Here is a 23,878-nt window from a genome sequence, read left to right on the forward strand (position 1 = left end):
GCTGGCCTCTTTTTTGTCACTGTATAAATCGTAAAGAGTTACTTAAGAGAGTTGTGGATCAGGAACTCTTCTTCGACGCCTTTCAATTTCATCTCATCCATTATGAAGTTCACTGTGTTCAACAAGCGTTGTTCACCTTTTGGTATCAGGTAACCGAATTGACTGTTGGTAAACGGTGTTTCACAGCGTGCCGCTTCAAGACGTTCGTCCGTCACTTGATAGAACAGACCTTCAGGAGTTTCTGTCACCATTACATCAACTTTACCTTCCGCAACGGCTTGCGGAACGTCTAGGTTGTTCTCGTAACGTGTAAAGCTCGCGTCTTGCAAGTTAGCATCCGCAAAAATCTCGTTAGTCCCGCCGATATTAACGCCAACACGCACAGAAGAAAGGTTCACTTTTTCAATGCTGTCGTATTGTCCAGCTTTGCCTTTCGCGACTAGAAAACACTTACCAAAGGTCATGTAGCCTTGAGTTTGTTCAGCGTTTAACTGGCGCTGCATTTTACGTGTGATACCGCCCATCGCGATGTCGTATTTATCGCTGTCTAGGTCGGTTAGCAGATCTTTCCATGTGGTACGAACAATCTGTAATTCAACGCCTAACTGCTCTGCAACATGTTTGGCTACGTCAATGTCATAACCAGAGTAGGTTTTGCCGTCGAAGTAAGAAAAAGGTTTGTAGTCGCCTGTAGTACCGACGCGAAGTGTGCCTGATTTTTGAATGTCTTCTAGCTGGTCAGCTTGTGCGACACCAGAAAGTGCCAGAGCAATGGAAGCAAGTAATAGTGATATTTTTTTCATTGTAATTATCTGTTGTGTTTGTCTAGTTGTTAAAAGTAACAGAAAGAAAAGCAGAAAGAGATCAAACCATTGGAAAGTTTAAAAGAAAGTGAGATTACAAAAAATAGAGGTAAGAAAACTCTGTCTGAAAGAGGGGGTAACGGGTGTATTGGATGGGTTTCGAGAAGGAGAGGAGACACATTAAAGTGCTAATCAGAGTTAAAAGTATCAGCAAGTTTGAGTGGTAAACAAAAAGCCCATGTTATCGAATAACATGGGCTTCATTTTAGTTTAACTTGTTAGCTTGTTAGCTGTTTAGCTGTTTAGCTGTTTAGCTACTTAGCAACTGACTCGTTGTTCATCTTAGCCGGAGCTTTAGATGCGTTAACCAGTAGGATACCAACGGTGAGTACCATCGAACCACATAGTAGGAACAACAAGCGTCCTGTTGGTTCGTTTGGAATCAGAGCCATTGCTAGGATACCGAAACCTGCTGTGCTGATAAGCTTACCAAGCATTGAACGCTGTTTAGTATCTAGGTTCTGCTGCTCTTCACCTTCCGCTACTAGCGGCGTATTCCAGTTAGTGAATAGTTGGTCAACTTCTTTCTCACGTTCAGGCGATAGGCCTTTGTAGAAGCGAGAAGTTAGGATGAAGTAACCACCAGTAAACACTACGTGAGCAGCTAGGCTAAGACCCACTTTCAAGTCGCTCCATTCACGGCCAGTAAGCGCTGTTTCCATACCGAATAGGTGCTCGATGTCTTCTGCTTGAAGCGAGATACCGAAGATGTAAGATACAAAGCCACCGACGATTAACGTAGACCAACCAGCCCAGTCAGGCGTCTTACGAATCCACATACCAAGTAGTACAGGAATAAGCATTGGGAAGCCAATTAACGCACCTACGTTCATTACGATATCGAACAAGCTCAAGTGACGTAGAGAGTTAATGAACAAGCCAATCGCGATGATGATAATACCCATCATGATAGTGGTTAGCTTACTCACAATAACCAGCTCTTTCTGAGTCGCGTTTTGACGAAGAATCGGGCTGTAGAAGTTCATTACAAAGATGCCAGCGTTACGGTTCAAACCTGAATCCATAGAAGACATTGTTGCAGCGAACATTGCTGACATAAGAAGACCAACCATACCTGCTGGCATTACGTTCTGTACGAATGCGAGGTAAGCAGCATCACCAGCTTTATCACCCATTGAAGCGTACTCCAATGCGAAATCAGGCATGAATGCACTTACGTACCAAGGTGGTAGGAACCAGATTAGTGGGCCAACAACCATAAGGATACATGCTAGGCCTGCCGCTTTACGTGCGTTTTCACTGTCTTTCGCACATAGGTAACGGTAAGCGTTGATGCTGTTGTTCATTACACCGAACTGCTTCACGAAGATGAATACAACCCAAAGAACGAAGATGCTCATGTAGTTTAGGTTATTACCTAACATGAAGTCGCCGTCGAAATTTGCAACGATGTTAGTTAGGCCACCACCGTGGAAGTAAGCTGCAACCGCACAAGTAATCGTAACCGCCATAATAACAAGCATTTGCATGAAGTCAGAAGCAACAACCGCCCAAGAGCCGCCTGTTACTGCCATCAATACTAGAACCATACCCGTTACCACAATGGTTGCTTCCATTGGGATGTTGAATACCGCTGCTACGAAGATAGCTAGACCATTTAGCCAGATACCCGCAGAGATAAGGCTGTCAGGCATACCTGCCCATGTGAAGAACTGTTCAGACGTTTTACCAAAGCGCTGACGAATAGCTTCGATCGCCGTTACCACACGAAGTTGGCGGAACTTTGGAGCGAAGTACATATAGTTCATGAAGTAGCCAAAAGCATTGGCTAAGAATAGGATTACAATAACGAAACCGTCATTGAACGCGCGTCCTGCGGCACCTGTAAACGTCCATGCTGAAAACTGTGTCATGAAGGCGGTTGCACCAACCATCCACCACAACATTTTGCCGCCCCCTCTGAAGTAATCACTAGTCGACGTGGTGAACTTACGGAACATCCAACCAATAGCGATTAAAAAGAAGAAGTAGGCGAGAACAACAAAAGTATCAATAGTCATCTTTTCAGCCTTTTAAATATCATAATTAACTGGGCTTAGATTAACGCGTTCAAAGGTTTATTTGTACTACAATATGTCTTTAGTATGATCTGGGTCGCATTGATTTTTGGGTATGCACAGTAAGTTAATCTAACCTGCTGTTTTTATTTAGTTTAATTGTTTTTATGAATTGCTCTAGATCCAAGATAAATTGAAGTCAAAATGTTTATATGTATTACAATATAAGTAATGAGGCTTTAGTTTGCCTTATTTATAAGATTTTAATTATAACCGTAACAAATATGCTACAACTGAGTGCGGTTGTGCGACGACATTCACGTTAATTTGGAACTCTATACTGAAAATTTTTGTATTGGGATTTCAAGTGTAGCTCATTGTTTTTTCATCGCTATTTTTTGTTTGTCTGCGGTTCTGTCGCCTTTCCATGCTATTGATTAATTTTTTCGTGCTAGAGAGACGCGTATTTGGAATGTTTGTCACTGAGTCGGCGTTAAATTGGACGACGGGACACACTTTCGGCTCACTTTGTCTATCGTGGTCTTCAGTGCATGCTATGAGAGATGTTTGACGACGTATTGCAAAGGAATATTGTCGGATAAAGGGATGGGTAAGGAGCTGAATAAGCGGTAGGGAGCACCAGTAACGCTTCGCTAGATGCACCGAGGTCGCTTGAAAGCCTTACATCACTCGTTCTTGCCTGTCTTAGTCACGGAGCTGTACGAGGCCATAGGGAGAACGGCGATAGGGTATGGGGAAACAGAACGTTGATTGAGCGTGTTTTACTGTTAGTCAGCGCAATAAACGCCAGATAACAAAAAGCCCCACCGAGGTGAGGCTTCATCACTAAATCTAAAACCGATTAAGCGTTAACGTGATCAACTGCGTCACGAACAAGTTTGCCTAGTTCGTCCCACTTACCTTCATCGATAAGGTTAGTTGGAACCATCCAAGTACCGCCACACGCAAGAACAGAAGGGATCGATAGGTATTCATCTACATTCTTCAAGCTTACGCCACCAGTAGGCATGAATTTAACAGGGTAAACTGCTGTTAGTGCTTTAAGCATGCCAGTACCGCCTGAAGGCTCAGCAGGGAAGAACTTCAACGTGCGAAGACCCATTTCCATTGCTTGCTCAACTAGGCTTGGGTTGTTAACACCCGGTACGATTGCAACACCTTTATCGATACAGTATTGAACAGTACGCGGGTTGAAACCTGGGCTTACGATGAAATCAACACCAGCTTCGATAGATGCGTCAACTTGCTCGTTAGTCAGTACCGTACCTGAACCGATTAGCATGTCTGGGAATTCTTTACGCATGATGCGAATCGCTTCGATTGCACATTCTGTACGTAGTGTAATTTCTGCACATGGCATGCCATTTTCAACCAACGCTTTACCTAGAGGGATAGCGTCTTCAGCACGGTTGATCGCGATTACAGGAATTACTTTTAGGTTTGCTAGTTGTTCATTTAATGTCGTCATGAATTCTTTCTCACGTTAAATGTGGGCCTGCTTTCAACTAAGCAAACCCTTGATTAATAGTTAAAGTGCGTAATTATAGAGACAGATCAGGCGTCGCTTCTAGAGGAATGATAGCACCTGGATGCTGAATCACGGTTCCTGCCACAATATGACCTGCAAATGCAGCATCACGAGCACTACCGCCACTCAAGCGCTTGGCCAAGAAGCCTGCACTGAACGAGTCGCCAGCGGCAGTCGTATCAACGATGTTATCTACAGGGTTAGGTGCAACGTATTGAGCGCTTTGGCTTTCAACCACTAAGCAGTCTTTCGCGCCACGTTTAATGACGATCTCTTTCACACCAGACTCAGACGTACGTGTAATACATTGTTCAATGCTTTCGTCGCCGTATAGCTCTTGCTCATCATCAAACGTCAGCAGAGCCGTATCTGTGTACTTAAGCATTTTCAAGTACCAAGAAATCGCTTCTTGTTGGCTTTCCCAAAGTTTAGGTCGGTAGTTATTGTCGAAGAATACTTGGCCGCCTTGAGCTTTGAATTTGTCTAAGAAGTTGAATAGCTGCGTGCGACCATTTTCTGTCAAGATTGCCAGCGTAATACCACTTAAGTAAACCGCGTCAAAAGAGAACAGCTTATCAAGAAGAGCAGGCGTGTCTTCCTGATCAAACATGAACTTCGCTGCAGCATCACTACGCCAGTAGTGGAAACTGCGTTCACCAGTTTCATCGGTCTCGATGTAGTAAAGCCCTGGTTGTTTGTGATCCAGCTGAGCTATTAAGCTCGTGTCGATACCTTCCGCTTGCCAATTTTTTAACATGTCGGTACTGAATGGGTCAGTGCCGAGTGCAGTTACGTAGCTCGTGTTGATATCTTGCTCTTTTGTTAAGCGTGACAAGTAAAGTGCAGTATTCAGCGTATCGCCACCAAAACTTTGCTTAAGCCCGTCTTGTTTCTTTTGTAGCTCAACCATGCACTCGCCAATGACCGCGATGTTTAATGATTTCATATGCTTACCTTAGCAACTGAGGTTGCGCTAGTTATTATTTTAGGAAATCTTCACGCGCAGGGTTGAAGATATCAAGAAGGATGCTGTCTTGTTCTAGTGCAACCGCACCGTGCATCATGTGTTTACGAGCGAAGTAAGCATCGCCTTCTTTAAGCACTTTCTTCTCGCCGTCGATTTCAGCTTCGAAGCTACCACGAACAACATAACCGATTTGGTCGTGAATTTCGTGAGTATGAGGGTGGCCAATCGCGCCCTTATCAAAACACAGGTGTACAGCCATAAGGTCGTCAGTGTAAGCAACGATTTTACGCTTAATGCCGCCACCAAGTTCTTCCCATGGGTTTTCATCTAGGATAAAGAAAGAGTTCATTGTGTATCTCCTAATCTGTTTAAATCTTTTAAGTGTTACTTAACTTGCAACCATCATAAGGGAATGAGCCCAATTGTAATACAATATATCTAAATTTGTGTGATATTGATCAAGCGATACTTTATATAGCGTAAATGAATCAACAACTTAAGAAATGCTTGGTATCTGGCATTAGTTAACTGCATCAATGGCTTACGGTGAATTATGTGACTCTACTCATCATTTGGCGACGAATAGGTATAATTAAAGCTCATATTGTATTACTTTATATGGAGTTTGAAAATTTAATCAAAGTTTAAGCAGATAAACTCTTTATTGAGGGTGACAAAGAATATGACGACTAAACCAATATTGTTGACTGAAGCTGAAATCGAACAGCTTCATCTTGAAGTGGGCCGTTCTAGCTTAATGGGCAAAACCATTGCAGCGAACGCGAAAGACCTAGAAGCATTCATGCGTTTACCTATTGATGTCCCGGGTCATGGTGAAGCTGGGGGTTACGAACATAACCGCCACAAGCAAAATTACACGTATATGAACCTAGCTGGTCGCATGTTCTTGATCACTAAAGAGCAAAAATACGCTGACTTTGTTACAGAATTACTAGAAGAGTACGCAGACAAATATCTAACGTTTGATTACCACGTACAGAAAAACACCAACCCAACAGGTCGTTTGTTCCACCAAATCCTAAACGAACACTGTTGGTTAATGTTCTCAAGCTTAGCTTACTCTTGTGTTGCTTCAACACTGACACAAGATCAGCGTGACAACATTGAGTCTCGCATTTTCGAACCCATGCTAGAAATGTTCACGGTTAAATACGCACACGACTTCGACCGCATTCACAACCACGGTATTTGGGCTGTCGCCGCTGTGGGTATCTGTGGTCTTGCTTTAGGCAAACGTGAATACCTAGAAATGTCAGTGTACGGCATCGACCGTAATGATACTGGCGGTTTCCTAGCGCAAGTTTCTCAACTGTTTGCACCTTCTGGCTACTACATGGAAGGTCCTTACTACCATCGTTATGCGATTCGCCCAACGTGTGTGTTCGCTGAAGTGATTCACCGTCATATGCCTGAAGTTGATATCTACAACTACAAAGGCGGCGTGATTGGTAACACAGTACAAGCGATGCTTGCGACGGCTTACCCGAACGGCGAGTTCCCAGCTCTGAATGATGCTTCTCGTACTATGGGTATCACAGACATGGGTGTTCAGGTTGCGGTAAGTGTTTACAGCAAGCATTACTCTTCTGAAAACGGCGTAGACCAAAATATTCTGGGTATGGCGAAGATTCAAGACGCGGTATGGATGCACCCATGTGGTCTTGAGCTATCTAAAGCCTACGAAGCCGCTTCTGCAGAGAAAGAAATCGGCATGCCTTTCTGGCCTAGTGTTGAATTGAATGAAGGCCCTCAAGGTCACAACGGCGCGCAAGGCTTTATCCGCATGCAGGACAAGAAAGGCGATGTTTCTCAACTTGTTATGAACTACGGCCAGCACGGCATGGGTCACGGCAACTTTGATACGCTGGGTATTTCTTTCTTCAACCGCGGTCAAGAAGTGCTACGTGAATACGGTTTCTGTCGTTGGGTTAACGTGGAGCCAAAATTCGGCGGCCGTTACCTAGACGAAAACAAATCTTACGCTCGTCAAACGATTGCTCACAACGCAGTCACGATTGATGAAAAATGTCAGAACAACTTTGACGTTGAACGTGCAGACGCTGTACACGGTTTACCTCACTTCTTTAAAGTAGAAGATGAGCAAATCAACGGCATGAGTGCATTTGCTAACGATCACTACCAAGGCTTTGACATGCAACGCAGCGTGTTCATGCTAAACCTTGAAGAGATAGAATCTCCGCTACTATTAGACCTTTACCGTTTAGATTCTGAAAAGGGCGGCGAAGGCGAGCATCAATACGATTACTCACACCAATATCAAGGTCAGATTGTTCGTACTAACTTTGAATACCAAGCAAACAAAGAGCTGAACACGCTAGGTGACGATTTCGGTTACCAACACCTATGGAACGTCGCAAGCGGTGAAGTGAAGGGCACAGCAACTGTAAGCTGGCTACAAAACAACACCTACTACACATGGCTAGGTGCAACGTCTAACGATAATGCTGAAGTGATCTTTACTCGCACTGGCGCTAACGACCCAAGCTTTAACCTACGTTCAGAGCCGGCGTTCATTCTACGCAGCAAGGGCGAAACAACACTGTTTGCTTCTGTTGTTGAAACGCACGGTTACTTTAACGAAGAGTTCGAGCAATCAGTTAATGCACGTGGTGTTGTGAAAGACATCAAAGTCGTGGCTCACACGAATATCGGTTCGGTAGTTGAGATCACCACAGAGAAATCAAACGTGACAGTGATGATCAGCAACCAACTTGGCGCGACTGACAACACTGAACACAAAGTAGAACTGAACGGCAAAGTATACAGCTGGAAAGGCTTCTACTCAGTCGAGACAACTTTACAAGAAACGAATTCAGAAGAACTTAGCACTGCAGGGCAGGGGAAATAATAATGAGCTATCAACCACTTTTACTTAACTTTGATGAAGCAGCTGAACTTCGTAAAGAACTTGGCAAGGATAGCCTATTAGGTAACGCACTGACTCGCGACATTAAACAAACTGACGCTTACATGGCGGAAGTTGGCATTGAAGTACCAGGTCACGGTGAAGGCGGCGGTTACGAGCACAACCGTCACAAGCAAAACTACATCCATATGGATCTAGCAGGTCGTTTGTTCCTTATCACTGAGGAAACAAAATACCGAGATTACATCGTTGATATGCTAACAGCGTACGCGACGGTGTACCCAACACTTGAAAGCAACGTAAGCCGTGACTCTAACCCTCCGGGTAAGCTGTTCCACCAAACGTTGAACGAGAACATGTGGATGCTTTACGCTTCTTGCGCGTACAGCTGCATCTACCACACGATCTCTGAAGAGCAAAAGCGTCTGATCGAAGACGATCTTCTTAAGCAAATGATCGAAATGTTCGTTGTGACTTACGCACACGACTTCGATATCGTACACAACCACGGCTTATGGGCAGTGGCTGCAGTAGGTATCTGTGGTTACGCAATCAACGACCAAGAGTCTGTAGACAAAGCGCTTTACGGCCTGAAACTAGATAAAGTAAGCGGCGGTTTCTTAGCGCAACTTGACCAACTGTTTTCGCCAGACGGCTACTACATGGAAGGTCCTTACTACCACCGTTTCTCTCTACGTCCAATCTACCTGTTCGCAGAAGCGATTGAACGTCGTCAGCCTGAGGTCGGTATCTATGAATTCAACGATTCAGTGATCAAGACAACGTCTTACTCTGTATTCAAAACGGCATTCCCAGACGGTACATTGCCAGCACTGAACGATTCATCGAAGACAATCTCTATCAACGATGAAGGCGTTATCATGGCAACGTCTGTGTGTTACCACCGTTACGAGCAGACTGAAACTCTGCTTGGTATGGCTAACCACCAACAAAACGTTTGGGTTCATGCTTCAGGTAAAACATTGTCTGACGCGGTTGATTCAGCAGACGACATCAAAGCATTCAACTGGGGTAGCCTGTTTGTAACCGACGGCCCTGAAGGCGAAAAAGGCGGCGTAAGCATCCTTCGTCACCGTGACGAGCAAGATGACGACACGATGGCGTTGATCTGGTTTGGTCAACACGGTTCTGATCACCAGTACCACTCTGCTCTAGACCACGGTCACTACGATGGCCTGCACCTAAGCGTATTCAACCGTGGCCACGAAGTGCTGCACGATTACGGCTTCGGTCGCTGGGTAAACGTTGAGCCTAAGTTTGGCGGTCGTTACATCCCAGAGAACAAGTCTTACTGTAAGCAGACGGTTGCTCACAACACGGTAACGGTTGATCAGAAAACGCAGAACAACTTCAACACAGCATTGGCTGAGTCTAAGTTTGGTCAGAAGCACTTCTTCGTAGCAGACGACCAGTCTCTACAAGGCATGAGCGGCACAATTTCTGAGTACTACACAGGCGTAGACATGCAACGCAGCGTGATTCTTGCTGAACTTCCTGAGTTCGAGAAGCCACTTGTTATCGACGTATACCGCATCGAAGCGGACGCTGAGCACCAGTACGACCTACCCGTTCACCACTCTGGTCAGATCATCCGTACTGACTTTGATTACAACATGGAAAAAACGCTTAAGCCGCTAGGTGAAGACAACGGTTACCAGCACTTATGGAACGTTGCTTCAGGCAAAGTGAATGAAGAAGGCTCTCTAGTAAGCTGGCTACATGACAGCAGCTACTACAGCCTAGTAACTAGCGCGAATGCGGGCAGCGAAGTGATTTTTGCTCGCACTGGTGCTAACGATCCAGACTTCAACCTTAAGAGTGAGCCTGCGTTCATCTTACGTCAGTCTGGTCAAAACCACGTGTTTGCTTCTGTACTAGAAACGCATGGTTACTTTAACGAGTCTATCGAAGCCTCTGTAGGCGCTCGTGGTCTAGTTAAATCAGTGTCTGTTGTGGGCCATAACAGTGTCGGGACTGTTGTTCGCATTCAGACTACTTCTGGCAACACTTACCACTACGGTATCTCAAACCAAGCTGAAGACACGCAGCAAGCAACTCACACTGTTGAGTTCGCGGGTGAGACATACTCGTGGCAAGGATCATTTGCTCAACTGTAAATGATTAATACCAATCACAGTAAGTAAGTGAGCAGAAATAGCGCAGGAAAAAAGCTTGAGAACAAGGCAGAATTTTTCGATAAGTAGTTATTCTACAATCAAAAATTCTAACGAAGTTATCGAGCTTTTTAACAAGCTAGGGTGATCAGTTATTTACTACGATTGGTATCACACGCAAGTTATTTAACGATGGCTTGTGTTGATGTGGTGCTTTGCGGGAACGAAGCATCACATTGAATTCAGTCGTGATTGCAAGATCGCTCGTTGAAACCAACAACGCTCGTTGATATCAACAACGACTGAAAACATCGGGAATAAGTCAAACCGAGTAACTCACTGCGAGTTGCTCGGTTTTTTTATGCGTGTAGGAAACAGAATAGAACGGCTTGCTAAAAAGGATAAGGAATAAAGAGTTAACCCAAGCGAAGGGAAATAGCTAATGTTCACCTGTGTTTAGGCTACAGTAACTGATAGGAATAAACGGTTAGGGAGTGAACCATGAAGTTAATGAAAGGGTTGGTATCAATACTTGCGGTCTCTTGTTCTACCTTTGTTTTTGCTAACGCTGTTTTAGCAAATGACGAGTCTGATAGCAGTGTCGAAACTGAGGAGTTCGTGCGCTATCAATATCAAGACAAGATCAGCTATGGAAAGTTAGATAAAGGCGCAGTGCTGCCAATTAGTAGCGACATCTTTGGCGAATATTCAGTCGCGAAGGCTTCGATTCCACTGGATTCGGTTGAAGTGCTACTGCCAACACAACCAGAGAAGGTATTCGCCGTCGGGATGAACTTCGCTAGCCACTTAGCCTCACCTGCCGATGCACCACCGCCGATGTTTCTTAAACTTCCTTCCTCTTTGATTCTCACAGGCGAAGTGATTCAAGTGCCACCAAAAGCAAGAAATGTTCATTTTGAAGGCGAGCTGGTGGTTGTGATTGGTAGAGAGCTCAGTCAAGCCAGTGAAGAAGAAGCCGAACAAGCGATCTTTGGCGTCACGGTGGGCAACGATATTACTGAAAGAAGTTGGCAAGGCACGGATTTACAATGGCTTCGAGCGAAAGCTTCAGATGGCTTTGGCCCCATTGGTAATACGATTGTTCGTGGTATCGATTATAACAACGTGCAATTAACCACGCGTGTAAATGGCAAGGTTGTTCAACAAGAGAATACATCGTTTATGATTCACAAACCTACAAAAGTCATCAGCTACTTGAGCCACTATTTTACCCTCAAACCGGGCGATCTTGTTTTCATGGGCACGCCGGGAAGAACCTATGCTTTGTCCGACAAGGACCAAGTGAGTGTCACGATTGAAGGGATAGGGACTGTGGTCAACGAAGTGCGGTTCTGATGGAATTGAATTAGCGTTGGGAGCTACAGAGCTTATGTCTGAATTTGCAGTACGTAGACGACTTGAACCTATTAATTTGAACTAGGTTAACTTGTGTAGTGAATAAACTAACCGTTTTTCGGTTCCATTATTTTAGCCCAATTGAGTGATGTTTTTGGAAGCGAGCAGAGAAAACGAGAATGACGAACCTACATGCTCGGCGAGGGTTTTGTTAGTGGTGTAACACAGTGTTTCTAGCTAAGAGAAATTAGATGCTTTCTAAGTGATTGATTAATTGCATAAATTAATAGGTACTATCCGCTTTGATTTTACTCAATTGGCTGTAGGTTGAAATACTGTTATAGTGCTCCTTAAATAATACATAAACATAACATATAAATAAGCGAACTTATGGCTAGCACTTTTAATTCAATTTCGGGCTCGAAGCGTAGCCTGCACGTGCAAGTAGCACGCGAAATCGCTCGTGGAATTTTGTCTGGTGATCTGCCGCAAGGTTCTATTATTCCTGGTGAAATGGCGTTGTGTGAACAGTTTGGTATCAGCCGAACGGCACTTCGTGAAGCAGTTAAACTATTGACCTCTAAAGGTCTGTTAGAGTCCCGCCCGAAAATCGGCACTCGTGTAGTCGACCGCGCATACTGGAACTTCCTTGATCCTCAACTGATTGAATGGATGGACGGCCTAACCGACGTGGACCAGTTCTGTTCACAGTTCCTAGGTCTTCGCCGTGCGATTGAACCTGAAGCGTGTGCACTGGCGGCAAAATTTGCGACGGCTGAGCAACGTATCGAGCTTTCAGAGATCTTCCAAAAGATGGTCGAAGTGGATGAGGCTGAAGTGTTTGACCAAGAACGTTGGACAGACATTGATACTCGTTTCCATAGCTTGATCTTTAATGCGACCGGTAACGACTTCTACTTGCCATTTGGCAACATTCTGACAACTATGTTCATTAACTTCATTGTGCACTCTTCTGAAGAGGGAAGCACATGTATCAATGAACATCGTAGAATCTATGAAGCTATCATGGCCGGTGATTGTGACAAGGCTAGAATTGCTTCTGCCGTTCACTTGCAAGATGCCAACCACCGTTTGGCTACAGCGTAGGCGAAATGATTTAAAGCGCACCTGAGCCATCTCACATCGAGATGAACAGGCACACGCTCAGATAAACGATTTAAAAAGGTATGCCTAGTGCATGCCTTTTTTATTGTCTGTTTTTACAGAAATTGATTGTTTATTGTGTACTATAAAGCCAGAGACGTAGGTCTCTGGCTGTGGTTTTTAAGGTTTAAGGTTTAAGGTTTAAGGTTTAAGGTTTAAGTTTATAGGTTATAAGCTAAATATTCTGCCTTAACCGCTATCCATTGAACAAGCCGTCAACTATGGACATTGTTAAGTTTCCTTTTGTTTCTGTTTCTTCTTCATTTTTAACGTTGAATAAACAGAGAATACAGCTAACACGATAAACGCGAGTGCAATAGGGCGCTCATAAAGGAAAGACCAACTGCCATCGTACATCAACAGTGATTTCCTCAGATTTGTTTCTGCCATTGGACCTAAAATGATTGCAAGCAGAATTGGCGAAGACGGAATATCCAGTTTAGTTAAGATAAAGCCCAACAGACCGAAACCGATCGCAATACCCACATCAAACATCGAGTTGTTAATCGCGTAAGCACCAACGATCGACAAGAAGACAATAATTGGGATCATGATGATCTTGGGTACTTCAATGATACGGCAGAAGAAACGAATACCCAGTAAACCAATCACTAGCATCACAAGGTTAGCAACCAACATCGAGCTGAATACGCCATAAACCACTTCGGGGTTTTGGGCAAACAACAGAGGCCCCGGTGTTAAACCTTGAACAATGAGTGCGCCTAAAAGAACCGCTGCCACAGCATCCCCCGGAACGCCAAGTGTTAACAATGGAACTAACGAACCACCCGTTACACCGTTGTTTCCAGATTCGGCTGCTGCTAGACCTCGTACTGATCCTTTACCAAACTCTTCGGGATTTTTCGATGAACGTTTTGCTTCGTTGTAACAAACGAATGCCGAAATATCAGCACCAGCACCCGGTACAGAACCGATGGTTGTTCCCATCAAACCACTTTTTATTGCGGTTGGTAGCATTTCTTTAAGGTCGCCTTTGCTCAATAATTTGTGGTCAAACTTCGGCGCGACGACTTTCTTTTCAGAGAACAGTTTCTCTAGTTGGTTTAATGCTTCAGATAGAGCGAACAAACCAATCAAAACAGGGATGACATTGATTCCGCTGTAGAGATCCATGATGTCAAAAGTAAACCTTGGCACACTGCTGATTGGGTCGAGCCCAACGGTAGAAACCAGTAGTCCAATCGTACCCGCAAGTAGCCCTTTAAAGATGTTGTTCGAAGAAACGCTCGCAATGATAGTTAAACCAAACAGAGCAAGTGCGAAGTACTCTGGAGCATTAAAACGAAGTGCAAAGGTCGCTAATTTAGGCGCAATGGCAATAAGGACGATAGTACTGAGTAACCCGCCAATGAATGAAGCAACAGCCGAAATACTTAATGCTCTTGCTGCTTGTCCTCTCACAGCCATGGTGTGGCCGTCGAGTACACTTGCTGCAGACGCTGGTGTCCCTGGTGTTTTAAGCAGTATTGCGGCAATAGAACCACCGTAAATGCCACCAATGTATACACCAATTAACATCACGAGGGCTGACGTCGGTTCCATGCCAAAGGTAAACGGAAGGAGAATCGCAACGCCCATCGTCGCTGTTAGACCGGGTAGTGCGCCTAAAATTACACCGCCTAGTACACCAAAAACAAGGACAGGAAGTACTGCAAAACTCACAGCGGTTGCGAGACCATCGATTAGATATTCAAACATTATGACCTCCTATGACCAGGTTGCTTCAGGAAGCGCGATGTAGAACACCTCGCCAAACAAATAGTAAACCGCAAACACAAAGACAACGGCGACAACGTAGTAGATTGGCTTCTTAACTTTGAAGTAAACGAGGTAGAACATAAAGGCAATCAAACTCGCGTAAAGGTAGCCAACCACACTGATGAGTAACGCGTATCCAATAAGAAAGGCCACGCCGAAGATAGACATCTTGCTTATCATCGCTTCTTGTTGTTCTGGAACACCTTTGAGTTTGTGCTGAACGATGAGAACAATACAGATAGCAATTTGAGCAATCACAATCATCATCGGGAAGAATTTTGCATCAACACTTGCATCTTGATACATCGGACGATCAAACTGAGTAATCAACGCGAGTGCTATTGCGCTTAATATGATGATTATGGAAGGGAAAACGACATTCCGATTTAAGTTGGCATTAGACATAGAATTTACCCCTAAAAAGTAAAGCAAGGGAAAGGTACATACCGATAAAAAAGGCACAACTGATCGTTGTGCCTCTGGATGAATGTTATTGAATTAGTTCAGTAAGCGATTTTGTATCTTCGGAAACGAACGTAGTGAAGGCTTTATCGTCAAGGTTGTGGATAGTCATTGCGCCTTTTGCCATGAAAGACTTGAACTCTTCACTTGCCATTGCTTCATCAAATGCCGCACCTAGTTTCTCGATTACTGCATCCGGCGTATCTTTTGGAGCGCCGATACCACGCCATGTTCCTGTTACTACATCAATACCTTGCTCTTTCAAAGTAGGAACATCGGGAATGTACTGAATACGTTCTTCTGACATGACACCTAATGCTTTTAGTTGGCCTGAACGAAGTTGAGCGATAGCTTCACCCGGTGTCACCATGGTTACGTCTGTGTGGTGGCCCAGTACTGCAGGAATCGCTTCAGATGCTCCGTTATAAGGGATAGCGTTGAGTTTAATATCTTGGTCTTTTTCAAGAGACATTAAGTAGAAGTTTGGCGCAGCGGTTGAAGCAAATTTCACGCTACCAGGGTTTTCTTTGGCTTCTTTAATCAGATCATTAATGGTGTTGTATGGGCTATCGGCTGCAACTAATACGACCGCTGGGTCGAGGTTAACTAAGCGAATGAGTCTAAAATCGTCTGCGGTATGGCGCATCAAACCCATTTGAGGGAGCGAAGCGATTTCACGTGTTACTACTGTTAATGTGTAACCATCCGCACGCTGCTGGGCACCAAAGCTCATTCCAACGGCGCCCGCACCACCCGTACGGTTCATGATTGAAATGTTTTGTCCTAGAATGTCTTTCGCACTATTTGCAAGGGTACGGCCAACGGCATCTGTACCGCCGCCCGCGCCAAATGGGACAACTAAGCGAATGTTTTTGCTCGGGTAGTCTGCTGCAATCGACGTTGCAGAAACAAGTATGCCAGCTGCCAGCATGATGGATTTCAATAATTTACTCATAGTAAGTTCCTTCTGTTTCTAATTATTAGCGATATGTTTTTGTAGGGTTTTCTGCTTTTTCTGTTTGGTATTCGTGCATTGCTAGCTGTTCAATAGCTACCGCTATCCAGCCACTGATCAGCATGTCATACCATTGTTGTACGCCACTGCAGGCAACAACCACGTTTCCGTAAACAAACGAACCATAAAACAGTAAGTCTTCGTCACGTAATGAAGATGGGTGTTGAGAATGAAGTGTTAGATTGTTTGTCGATTCTCGCCATGCTTGCTGAGCTTTCTTACGAGCAAGGTGATCAAACTTGATAGTCCAGTTATCAGGGGTTCCTAAAGACTCTTCATAAAGAATGGCGTCTTCGAAAGAGGCTTCCCAAGGTTTGAGATGTGGATTCATAACGACAATATGCAGTTCTTTTCTATTGGTTCTTTCAAACAGTTTGTCGATAGAGGGTTTAACGATATCGATAGCGTCTTGAGTGATATCTTTCATTGAGCGCATGCCACATGTCCTTATGTCTGGTTAGGTATATAGAATATTGTATGACAATAATTCTTCAATTAACGAAAGCTTGGAAGCGCGGAGCGATCACAACCGGAAGTCTTCTAACTAGACTTCGATCTTGTTTTAACCGTATTGTTTCGGAAATAGTGTGATTCTGGTCTTTTTTTAAGCTGGATATAAATGCACAAAGACCCAGTTTTATTTTGGCTGATTTTTTAGATATGAGTTCACCATCATATGGTCACCGTTCTGTTTATTCATATGGGCGAAAATTTTGGCGTGATAATAAGCACCCAATAAAACAATGGGAGACATACGAACATGTTAGCGAGCTAATCTGTTTGTTTTTAGGAAGCGTGTTGCACTGTTTTGGTTCAATTATTTTTCCATCTTTCTTTAGCTATTCGGGTTGCTCAATACCCTCTAATCTTTGCACGTTCTCTTTATCACTCCCAGAGACAGCATCTTAAATTTCCTCTCTTAACTCATCAGGAAATGGTTGAAATAGTCATTCGATTGAGGTGATTTCTCATCCATTTATATTTAGATCTAAAGATAAGAGCACTACACAAATTTAAATTGAATTCTAATGATATTACCCGCTCGATTTCGTAAAAAACACTGGTTTATTGTGTGATGAATGATGTGGATTTGGTCAAGGATTCTCTTTTATTATTTTTGAGATCTTTATGTTTATATGTGTTTGGTTGTATTTGTTAATAAGTGTGCAAAGTCTCACTTTTGTTTTAAGTTGTTGTTTTTAAAGTGAGGTTTATTTTTAGTGTTTGATCTTTTGAGTTTTTACCTAAAACCCTAACAATTTCCTTAATGGATTAGCCATATTCCATCCTATGTCATATATATAATTAACTTAATCAATCAAAATAAGATCACCATCACTTATTTGGATTATTGTACTACAAATAAAGGGTCGAATTTCCTATAGTCCTCGTAACAAATTAAAACGGACAAAGGATACACGATGGAACTCAACACGATTATTGTCGGCATTTATTTCCTATTCTTGATTGCGATAGGTTGGATGTTTAGAACATTTACAAGTACTACTAGTGACTACTTCCGCGGGGGCGGTAACATGTTGTGGTGGATGGTTGGTGCAACCGCCTTTATGACCCAGTTTAGTGCATGGACATTCACCGGTGCAGCAGGTAAAGCGTATAACGATGGTTTCGCTGTAGCGGTCATCTTCGTAGCCAACGCATTTGGTTACTTCATGAACTACGCGTACTTCGCGCCGAAATTCCGTCAACTTCGCGTTGTTACGGTAATCGAAGCGATTCGTATGCGTTTTGGTGCGACCAACGAACAAGTATTCACTTGGTCTTCAATGCCGAACTCAGTGGTATCTGCGGGTGTGTGGTTAAACGCATTGGCAATCATCGCTTCGGGTATCTTCGGTTTCGACATGAACATGACTATCTGGGTGACTGGCCTAGTGGTATTGGCAATGTCGGTAACAGGTGGTTCATGGGCGGTAATCGCATCTGATTTCATGCAGATGGTTATCATCATGGCGGTAACGGTGACTTGTGCGGTTGTAGCGGTTGTTCAAGGTGGCGGTGTTGGTGAGATTGTTAACAACTTCCCAGTACAAGATGGTGGTTCGTTCCTTTGGGGCAACAACATCAACTACCTAAGCATCTTTACGATTTGGGCATTCTTCATATTCGTTAAGCAGTTCTCAATCACGAACAACATGCTTAACTCATACCGTTACCTAGCAGCAAAAGATTCAAAGAATGCAAAGAAAGCCGCATTGCTTGCTTGTGTGTTGATGTTGTGTGGTGTGTTTATTTGGTTCATGCCTTCTTGGTTCATTGCAGGCCAAGGTGTTGATTTATCAGCGGCTTACCCGAATGCAGGTAAAAAAGCGGGTGACTTTGCTTACCTATACTTCGTACAAGAGTACATGCCAGCAGGTATGGTTGGTCTTCTAGTTGCCGCGATGTTTGCAGCGACAATGTCTTCAATGGACTCAGGTCTAAACCGTAACTCAGGTATTTTTGTTAAGAACTTCTACGAAACAATCGTTCGTAAAGGTCAAGCATCAGAGAAAGAGCTAGTAACCGTATCTAAAATTACTTCAGCGGTATTTGGTTTCGCTATTATCCTAATCGCACAGTTCATCAACTCATTAAAAGGCTTAAGCCTGTTTGATACGATGATGTACGTAGGTGCGTTAATCGGCTTCCCTATGACGATTCCTGCATTCCTTGGTTTCTTCATCAAGAAGACTCCGGACTGGGCTGGTTGGGGAACGCTAGTTGTTGGTGGTATCGTATCTTATGTGGTTGGTTTTGTTATCAACGCGGAGATGGTAGCAGCGGCGTTTGGTCTTGATACTCTAACAGGACGTGAATGGTCTGATGTTAAAGTTGCGATTGGTCTCATTGCCCACATCACGCTAACCGGTGGCTTCTTCGTACTATCTACGATGTTCTACAAGCCTCTATCAAAAGAACGTCAAGCGGATGTTGATAAGTTCTTTGGCAACTTAGATACACCATTAGTAGCAGAATCGGCAGAGCAAAAAGTGTTGGATAACAAACAACGTCAAATGCTTGGTAAGCTTATCGCAGTAGCGGGTGTTGGTATTATGCTGATGGCTCTTCTGACGAACCCAATGTGGGGACGCCTAGTCTTCATTTTATGTGGTGTGATAGTTGGTGGTGTCGGTGTTCTACTTGTGAAAGCGGTCGATGACGGCGGCAAGCAAGCTAAAGTTGTAACTGAAAGCTAATATATAGCTAACACTTAGATAGAATGCGACGACTCGAAAGGGCGTCGCATTTTTTGCTTTGCGAAGCGAGTAAACGTGTCAGCCTTACAACATCAGACCTAAATCACGAAAACTGTAAAAAATTGTACGATTGAAACGAAATACATTCAATTGTCCTACAATAAGACGTATATTGTTGCTAATTCCTTTCAATCAACTTGAAAAATAAGTGAGTTAGAATGAGCGACCAAAAATCTCTTGATGCAATCAGGAAGATGAAGCTGGAAAACGATACTTCAGCAGGTAATCTTGTAGACCTACTCCCTATCGAAGTTCAAACACGTGACTTCGATCTATCATTCCTAGACACCTTGAGCGAAGCACGTCCGCGTCTTCTTGTTCAAGCTGATCAGCTAGAAGAATTCAAAGCAAAAGTGAAAGCTGATCAAGCTCACTGTATGTTTGATGATTTCTACAACAACTCTACCGTTAAGTTCCTTGAGACTGCTCCTTTCGAAGAGCCTCAAGCGTACCCAGCTGAGACGGTAGGTAAAGCTTCTCTATGGCGTCCTTATTGGCGTCAAATGTACGTTGATTGCCAAATGGCACTGAACGCGACACGTAACCTAGCGATTGCTGGTGTTGTAAAAGAAGACGAAGCGCTCATTGCGAAAGCAAAAGCTTGGACTCTAAAACTGTCTACGTACGATCCAGAAGGCGTGACTTCTCGTGGCTATAACGATGAAGCGGCTTTCCGTGTTATCGCTGCTATGGCTTGGGGTTACGACTGGCTACACGGCTACTTCACAGATGAAGAACGCCAGCAAGTTCAAGATGCTTTGATTGAGCGTCTAGACGAAATCATGCACCACCTGAAAGTGACGGTTGATCTATTGAACAACCCACTAAACAGCCACGGTGTTCGTTCTATCTCTTCTGCTATCATCCCAACGTGTATCGCGCTTTACCACGATCACCCTAAAGCAGGTGAGTACATTGCATACGCGCTAGAATACTACGCAGTACATTACCCACCATGGGGCGGTGTAGACGGCGGTTGGGCTGAAGGTCCTGATTACTGGAACACGCAAACTGCATTCCTAGGCGAAGCATTTGACCTATTGAAAGCATACTGTGGTGTAGACATGTTTAACAAAACATTCTACGAAAACACAGGTGATTTCCCGCTTTACTGCATGCCTGTTCACTCTAAGCGCGCGAGCTTCTGTGACCAGTCTTCAATCGGTGATTTCCCAGGTCTAAAACTGGCTTACAACATCAAGCATTACGCAGGCGTTAACCAGAAGCCTGAGTACGTTTGGTACTACAACCAACTGAAAGGCCGTGATACTGAAGCACACACTAAATTCTACAACTTCGGTTGGTGGGACTTCGGTTACGATGATCTTCGCTTTAACTTCCTTTGGGATGCACCTGAAGAGAAAGCCCCATCGAACGATCCACTGTTGAAGGTATTCCCAATCACGGGTTGGGCTGCATTCCACAACAAGATGACTGAGCGTGATAACCATATCCATATGGTATTTAAATGTTCACCGTTTGGCTCAATCAGCCACTCTCACGGTGACCAAAACGCATTCACGTTGCATGCTTTCGGTGAAACGCTAGCGTCAATCACTGGTTACTACGGTGGTTTCGGTGTAGACATGCACACTAAGTGGCGTCGTCAAACGTTCTCTAAAAACCTGCCACTATTTGGCGGTAAAGGTCAGTACGGCGAGAACAAGAACACAGGCTACGAAAACCACCAAGATCGCTTCTGTATCGAAGCGGGCGGCACTATCTCTGACTTCGACACTGAATCTGATGTGAAGATGGTTGAAGGTGATGCAACGGCATCTTACAAGTACTTCGTTCCTGAAATTGAATCTTACAAGCGTAAGGTTTGGTTCGTTCAAGGTAAAGTCTTCGTAATGCAAGACAAGGCAACGCTTTCTGAAGAGAAAGACATGACTTGGCTAATGCACACAACTTTCGCAAACGAAGTGGCAGACAAGTCTTTCACTATCCGTGGCGAAGTTGCGCACCTAGACGTAAACTTCATCAACGAGTCTGCTGATAACATTACTTCAGTTAAGAACGTTGAAGGCTTTGGCGAAGTTGACCCATACGAGTTCAAAGATCTTGAAATCCACCGTCACGTTGAAGTGGAATTCAAGCCATCGAAAGAGCACAACATCCTGACGCTTCTTGTTCCTAATAAGAACGAAGGCGAGCAAGTTGAAGTGTCTCACAAGCTTGAAGGCAACACGCTACTGCTCAATGTTGACGGCGAAACGGTTTCAATCGAACTGTAATCCGCTGAAGTAACAGAAGCTAGATACCAAAAACTCCGAGTGAAAGCTCGGAGTTTTTTTGTTTGGCTAGCCAATTAAGTTGGAGTTGGATAAGTCAGTTAAGTTGGATAAGTGGCAAACCCATCAGGTTGCAAGAAAACTTAATTGGTCAGAGATAAATAGCTTCTCGATGCCAAGTCAGTGGCTCAGGGCTAAATCTGGACACTGATACACACAAAGACCGGGCATGTACTTAGCCACTATGCTCAATGAAATTTGCAGGAGTCGTATACGAGACTCGCATGTGTCGCTTTGTTAGAAGAGTAGGGCGCAACACCTGTTTCCTAAAAACTGATATGACTTACTTTTCCGTGAACAGCCTAATCACTGGCTGAGTAAGGGAGTAGTGAACTATACATAGATAAAGGCGTAGCTTGTTCTTACTAATCGTATGACATTTAACGTATGTTATTTCATCAATAGACGGTTTTTAAAGTGGCAAATAGTTCCTGTAAGTACAAAGCGTGCCCCATATTTTCTCGTAAAGTGAACCCCCGTCACAACTTGCGTCTAACCATCAAATCAATGCCCTAAAACTATTGCGTAACGAGAAAGACGTCGTTATTATAATGAGCATATAATCATACAATACTATATTTGGAGTTTGAACATGACTAAACCTGTAATCGGTTTCATTGGCCTAGGTCTTATGGGCGGCAACATGGTTGAAAACCTACAAAAGCGCGGCTACCACGTAAACGTAATGGATCTAAGCGCTGAAGCTGTTGCTCGCGTAACAGATCGCGGCAACGCAACTGCATTCACTTCTGCTAAAGAACTAGCTGCTGCAAGTGACATCGTTCAGTTTTGTCTGACAACTTCTGCTGTTGTTGAAAAAATCATTTACGGCGAAGACGGCGTTCTAGCGGGCATCAAAGAAGGCGCAGTACTAGTAGACTTCGGTACTTCTATCCCTGCTTCTACTAAGAAAATTGGCGCAGCTCTTGCTGAAAAAGGCGCGGGCATGATCGACGCTCCTCTAGGTCGTACTCCTGCACACGCTAAAGATGGTCTTCTGAACATCATGGCTGCTGGCGACATGGAAACTTTCAACAAAGTTAAACCTGTTCTTGAAGAGCAAGGCGAAAACGTATTCCACCTAGGCGCTCTAGGTTCTGGTCACGTGACTAAGCTTGTAAACAACTTCATGGGTATGACGACTGTTGCGACTATGTCTCAAGCTTTCGCTGTTGCTCAACGCGCTGGTGTTGATGGCCAACAACTGTTTGACATCATGTCTGCAGGTCCATCTAACTCTCCGTTCATGCAATTCTGTAAGTTCTACGCGGTAGACGGCGAAGAGAAGCTAGGTTTCTCTGTTGCTAACGCAAACAAAGACCTTGGTTACTTCCTTGCTCTTTGTGAAGAGCTAGGTACTGAGTCTCTAATCGCTCAAGGTACTGCAACAAGCCTACAAGCTGCTGTAGATGCTGGCATGGGTAACAACGACGTACCAGTAATCTTCGACTACTTCGCTAAACTAGAGAAGTAATCGACGTACGACCTCGCTCGGGTATTGCCTGTCTTCTAGGCAGCGATACCTGAGCGAGGTTCGTTTTTATCTGCCATATCCAACCTTTGTTCCCTCGTTAAAATCTTCTACTTCTACTTCTACTTCCTCAGCTACACCTAATCAAAACTCTGTTTAACTCTGTTACTGCCTCAATTCCTATTTTTTTCTATATCTACATCTATATCTATTTCTAACGGCAAATTCAAAGCCTTCTAGCACCCACTCGTTCACTTACTTTTCTACGTAAACTTAAAACCAGTGCACTTACAGGATTGTTGGTGATGACTTAACACCGCTCGTGTATCGGGCCTGAAAAGAAAGTAAAAAAAAGCCCACACAGCTGGTGACTGTATGGGCATGTTCGGACGAGCCGTCTGGACAAACAAATGAGCAATAGTAAGTGAAAAAACGAATAACGAGATCCCCCGACAGTTTCTACGTTAAACGCGTTCAATGACCTTAAAGCGGCTGCTTCAATTATCACTTTGAATTGAACAAAAGCATCCAGAAAGAACTTAAGTTATGATTCAAATACACCATAGCTCAAGACTTATTGTATTACAAATAAATTTTAAAATTGAATGCCTTTAGTGAATGGTTAGTTGGTGGAAGT

The 23,878-nt window shown here is 44.0% G+C and carries 16 protein-coding genes; 7 read left to right on the forward strand and 9 right to left on the reverse strand.

The genetic code is table 11. The annotated features are described in order from the left end of the window. Positions 1-38: 38 nt before the first annotated feature. The 5 genes from AACU28_RS15030 to AACU28_RS15050 form a co-directional block, all read right to left on the reverse strand. Complete coding sequence (locus AACU28_RS15030; protein WP_076648086.1) at positions 39-803, reverse strand: transporter substrate-binding domain-containing protein; 765 nt, start codon at positions 801-803, stop codon at positions 39-41. Positions 804-1,117: 314 nt separating this feature from the next. After that, complete coding sequence (locus AACU28_RS15035) at positions 1,118-2,884, reverse strand: sodium:solute symporter family transporter (RefSeq protein ID WP_004733505.1); 1,767 nt, start codon at positions 2,882-2,884, stop codon at positions 1,118-1,120. A gap of 859 nt (positions 2,885-3,743) precedes the next feature. After that, positions 3,744-4,370 (reverse strand): bifunctional 4-hydroxy-2-oxoglutarate aldolase/2-dehydro-3-deoxy-phosphogluconate aldolase, encoded by a 627-nt coding sequence (locus AACU28_RS15040; RefSeq protein ID WP_017069898.1) that lies wholly within the window; start codon positions 4,368-4,370, stop codon positions 3,744-3,746. A gap of 73 nt (positions 4,371-4,443) precedes the next feature. Next, positions 4,444-5,376 (reverse strand): sugar kinase, encoded by a 933-nt coding sequence (locus tag AACU28_RS15045; RefSeq protein ID WP_017077178.1) that lies wholly within the window; start codon positions 5,374-5,376, stop codon positions 4,444-4,446. Between the two features lie 34 nt (positions 5,377-5,410). After that, positions 5,411-5,746: a cupin domain-containing protein gene (locus tag AACU28_RS15050; RefSeq protein ID WP_004733502.1), complete on the reverse strand. Its 336-nt coding sequence runs from the start codon at positions 5,744-5,746 to the stop codon at positions 5,411-5,413. A gap of 333 nt (positions 5,747-6,079) precedes the next feature. On the opposite strand from AACU28_RS15050, the gene AACU28_RS15055 reads away from it, so the two are divergent. From AACU28_RS15055 to AACU28_RS15070, 4 genes are all read left to right on the forward strand, one after another. Continuing rightward, positions 6,080-8,287 carry a heparinase II/III domain-containing protein gene (locus tag AACU28_RS15055; RefSeq protein WP_121603148.1) on the forward strand — a complete coding sequence of 736 codons (2,208 nt, stop codon included), beginning with the start codon at positions 6,080-6,082 and terminating at the stop codon, positions 8,285-8,287. A gap of 2 nt (positions 8,288-8,289) precedes the next feature. Further along, positions 8,290-10,443, forward strand: a complete 2,154-nt coding sequence (locus tag AACU28_RS15060; protein WP_102444754.1) for a heparinase II/III domain-containing protein — start codon at positions 8,290-8,292, stop codon at positions 10,441-10,443. A 498-nt stretch (positions 10,444-10,941) separates the two neighbouring features. After that, positions 10,942-11,796: a fumarylacetoacetate hydrolase family protein gene (locus tag AACU28_RS15065; protein ID WP_121603149.1), complete on the forward strand. Its 855-nt coding sequence runs from the start codon at positions 10,942-10,944 to the stop codon at positions 11,794-11,796. Between the two features lie 390 nt (positions 11,797-12,186). Further along, the gene (locus tag AACU28_RS15070) at positions 12,187-12,903 is read left to right on the forward strand and encodes a FadR/GntR family transcriptional regulator (protein ID WP_108111442.1); all 717 of its coding nucleotides are present in this window, start codon (positions 12,187-12,189) and stop codon (positions 12,901-12,903) included. Positions 12,904-13,191: 288 nt separating this feature from the next. Here AACU28_RS15070 and AACU28_RS15075 read toward each other — a convergent pair whose 3' ends face one another. From AACU28_RS15075 to AACU28_RS15090, 4 genes are all read right to left on the reverse strand, one after another. After that, on the reverse strand, positions 13,192-14,679 hold the full coding sequence (locus AACU28_RS15075) for a tripartite tricarboxylate transporter permease (protein ID WP_121603150.1): 1,488 nt from the start codon (positions 14,677-14,679) through the stop codon (positions 13,192-13,194). Positions 14,680-14,688: 9 nt separating this feature from the next. Continuing rightward, entirely contained in the window at positions 14,689-15,144 is a 456-nt protein-coding gene (locus AACU28_RS15080) for a tripartite tricarboxylate transporter TctB family protein (protein ID WP_029222392.1), read from the reverse strand. Positions 15,145-15,229: 85 nt separating this feature from the next. Beyond that, positions 15,230-16,156 carry a tripartite tricarboxylate transporter substrate binding protein gene (locus tag AACU28_RS15085; RefSeq protein ID WP_017080996.1) on the reverse strand — a complete coding sequence of 309 codons (927 nt, stop codon included), beginning with the start codon at positions 16,154-16,156 and terminating at the stop codon, positions 15,230-15,232. A 25-nt stretch (positions 16,157-16,181) separates the two neighbouring features. Beyond that, positions 16,182-16,652: a hypothetical protein gene (locus AACU28_RS15090; RefSeq protein ID WP_121603151.1), complete on the reverse strand. Its 471-nt coding sequence runs from the start codon at positions 16,650-16,652 to the stop codon at positions 16,182-16,184. A 985-nt stretch (positions 16,653-17,637) separates the two neighbouring features. On the opposite strand from AACU28_RS15090, the gene AACU28_RS15095 reads away from it, so the two are divergent. The 3 genes from AACU28_RS15095 (at position 17,638) to AACU28_RS15105 (ending at position 23,244) form a co-directional block, all read left to right on the forward strand. Further along, on the forward strand, positions 17,638-19,416 hold the full coding sequence (locus AACU28_RS15095; RefSeq protein WP_076648068.1) for a sodium:solute symporter family transporter: 1,779 nt from the start codon (positions 17,638-17,640) through the stop codon (positions 19,414-19,416). A gap of 218 nt (positions 19,417-19,634) precedes the next feature. After that, positions 19,635-21,713 carry a DUF4962 domain-containing protein gene (locus tag AACU28_RS15100; RefSeq protein WP_017086751.1) on the forward strand — a complete coding sequence of 693 codons (2,079 nt, stop codon included), beginning with the start codon at positions 19,635-19,637 and terminating at the stop codon, positions 21,711-21,713. A 649-nt stretch (positions 21,714-22,362) separates the two neighbouring features. After that, on the forward strand, positions 22,363-23,244 hold the full coding sequence (locus AACU28_RS15105) for an NAD(P)-dependent oxidoreductase (RefSeq protein ID WP_121603152.1): 882 nt from the start codon (positions 22,363-22,365) through the stop codon (positions 23,242-23,244). Positions 23,245-23,878: the final 634 nt, after the last annotated feature.

Source organism: Vibrio sp. SBT000027 (genome assembly GCF_963894355.1).
Classification (GTDB): Bacteria; Pseudomonadota; Gammaproteobacteria; order Enterobacterales; family Vibrionaceae; genus Vibrio; species Vibrio splendidus.

Excerpts from the sequence above, each read along its gene's own strand:
- AACU28_RS15075 (WP_121603150.1), bottom strand. The coding sequence starts at position 14,679 with ATGTTTGAATATCTAATCGATGGTCTCGCAACCGCTGTGAGTTTTGCA.
- AACU28_RS15100 (WP_017086751.1), top strand. The coding sequence starts at position 19,635 with ATGAGCGACCAAAAATCTCTTGATGCAATCAGGAAGATGAAGCTGGAA.
- AACU28_RS15105 (WP_121603152.1), top strand. The coding sequence starts at position 22,363 with ATGACTAAACCTGTAATCGGTTTCATTGGCCTAGGTCTTATGGGCGGC.
- AACU28_RS15090 (WP_121603151.1), bottom strand. The coding sequence starts at position 16,652 with ATGCGCTCAATGAAAGATATCACTCAAGACGCTATCGATATCGTTAAA.
- AACU28_RS15095 (WP_076648068.1), top strand. The coding sequence starts at position 17,638 with ATGGAACTCAACACGATTATTGTCGGCATTTATTTCCTATTCTTGATT.
- AACU28_RS15060 (WP_102444754.1), top strand. The coding sequence starts at position 8,290 with ATGAGCTATCAACCACTTTTACTTAACTTTGATGAAGCAGCTGAACTT.
- AACU28_RS15050 (WP_004733502.1), bottom strand. The coding sequence starts at position 5,746 with ATGAACTCTTTCTTTATCCTAGATGAAAACCCATGGGAAGAACTTGGT.
- AACU28_RS15065 (WP_121603149.1), top strand. The coding sequence starts at position 10,942 with ATGAAGTTAATGAAAGGGTTGGTATCAATACTTGCGGTCTCTTGTTCT.
- AACU28_RS15030 (WP_076648086.1), bottom strand. The coding sequence starts at position 803 with ATGAAAAAAATATCACTATTACTTGCTTCCATTGCTCTGGCACTTTCT.
- AACU28_RS15080 (WP_029222392.1), bottom strand. The coding sequence starts at position 15,144 with ATGTCTAATGCCAACTTAAATCGGAATGTCGTTTTCCCTTCCATAATC.
- AACU28_RS15055 (WP_121603148.1), top strand. The coding sequence starts at position 6,080 with ATGACGACTAAACCAATATTGTTGACTGAAGCTGAAATCGAACAGCTT.
- AACU28_RS15035 (WP_004733505.1), bottom strand. The coding sequence starts at position 2,884 with ATGACTATTGATACTTTTGTTGTTCTCGCCTACTTCTTCTTTTTAATC.
- AACU28_RS15045 (WP_017077178.1), bottom strand. The coding sequence starts at position 5,376 with ATGAAATCATTAAACATCGCGGTCATTGGCGAGTGCATGGTTGAGCTA.
- AACU28_RS15085 (WP_017080996.1), bottom strand. The coding sequence starts at position 16,156 with ATGAGTAAATTATTGAAATCCATCATGCTGGCAGCTGGCATACTTGTT.
- AACU28_RS15070 (WP_108111442.1), top strand. The coding sequence starts at position 12,187 with ATGGCTAGCACTTTTAATTCAATTTCGGGCTCGAAGCGTAGCCTGCAC.
- AACU28_RS15040 (WP_017069898.1), bottom strand. The coding sequence starts at position 4,370 with ATGACGACATTAAATGAACAACTAGCAAACCTAAAAGTAATTCCTGTA.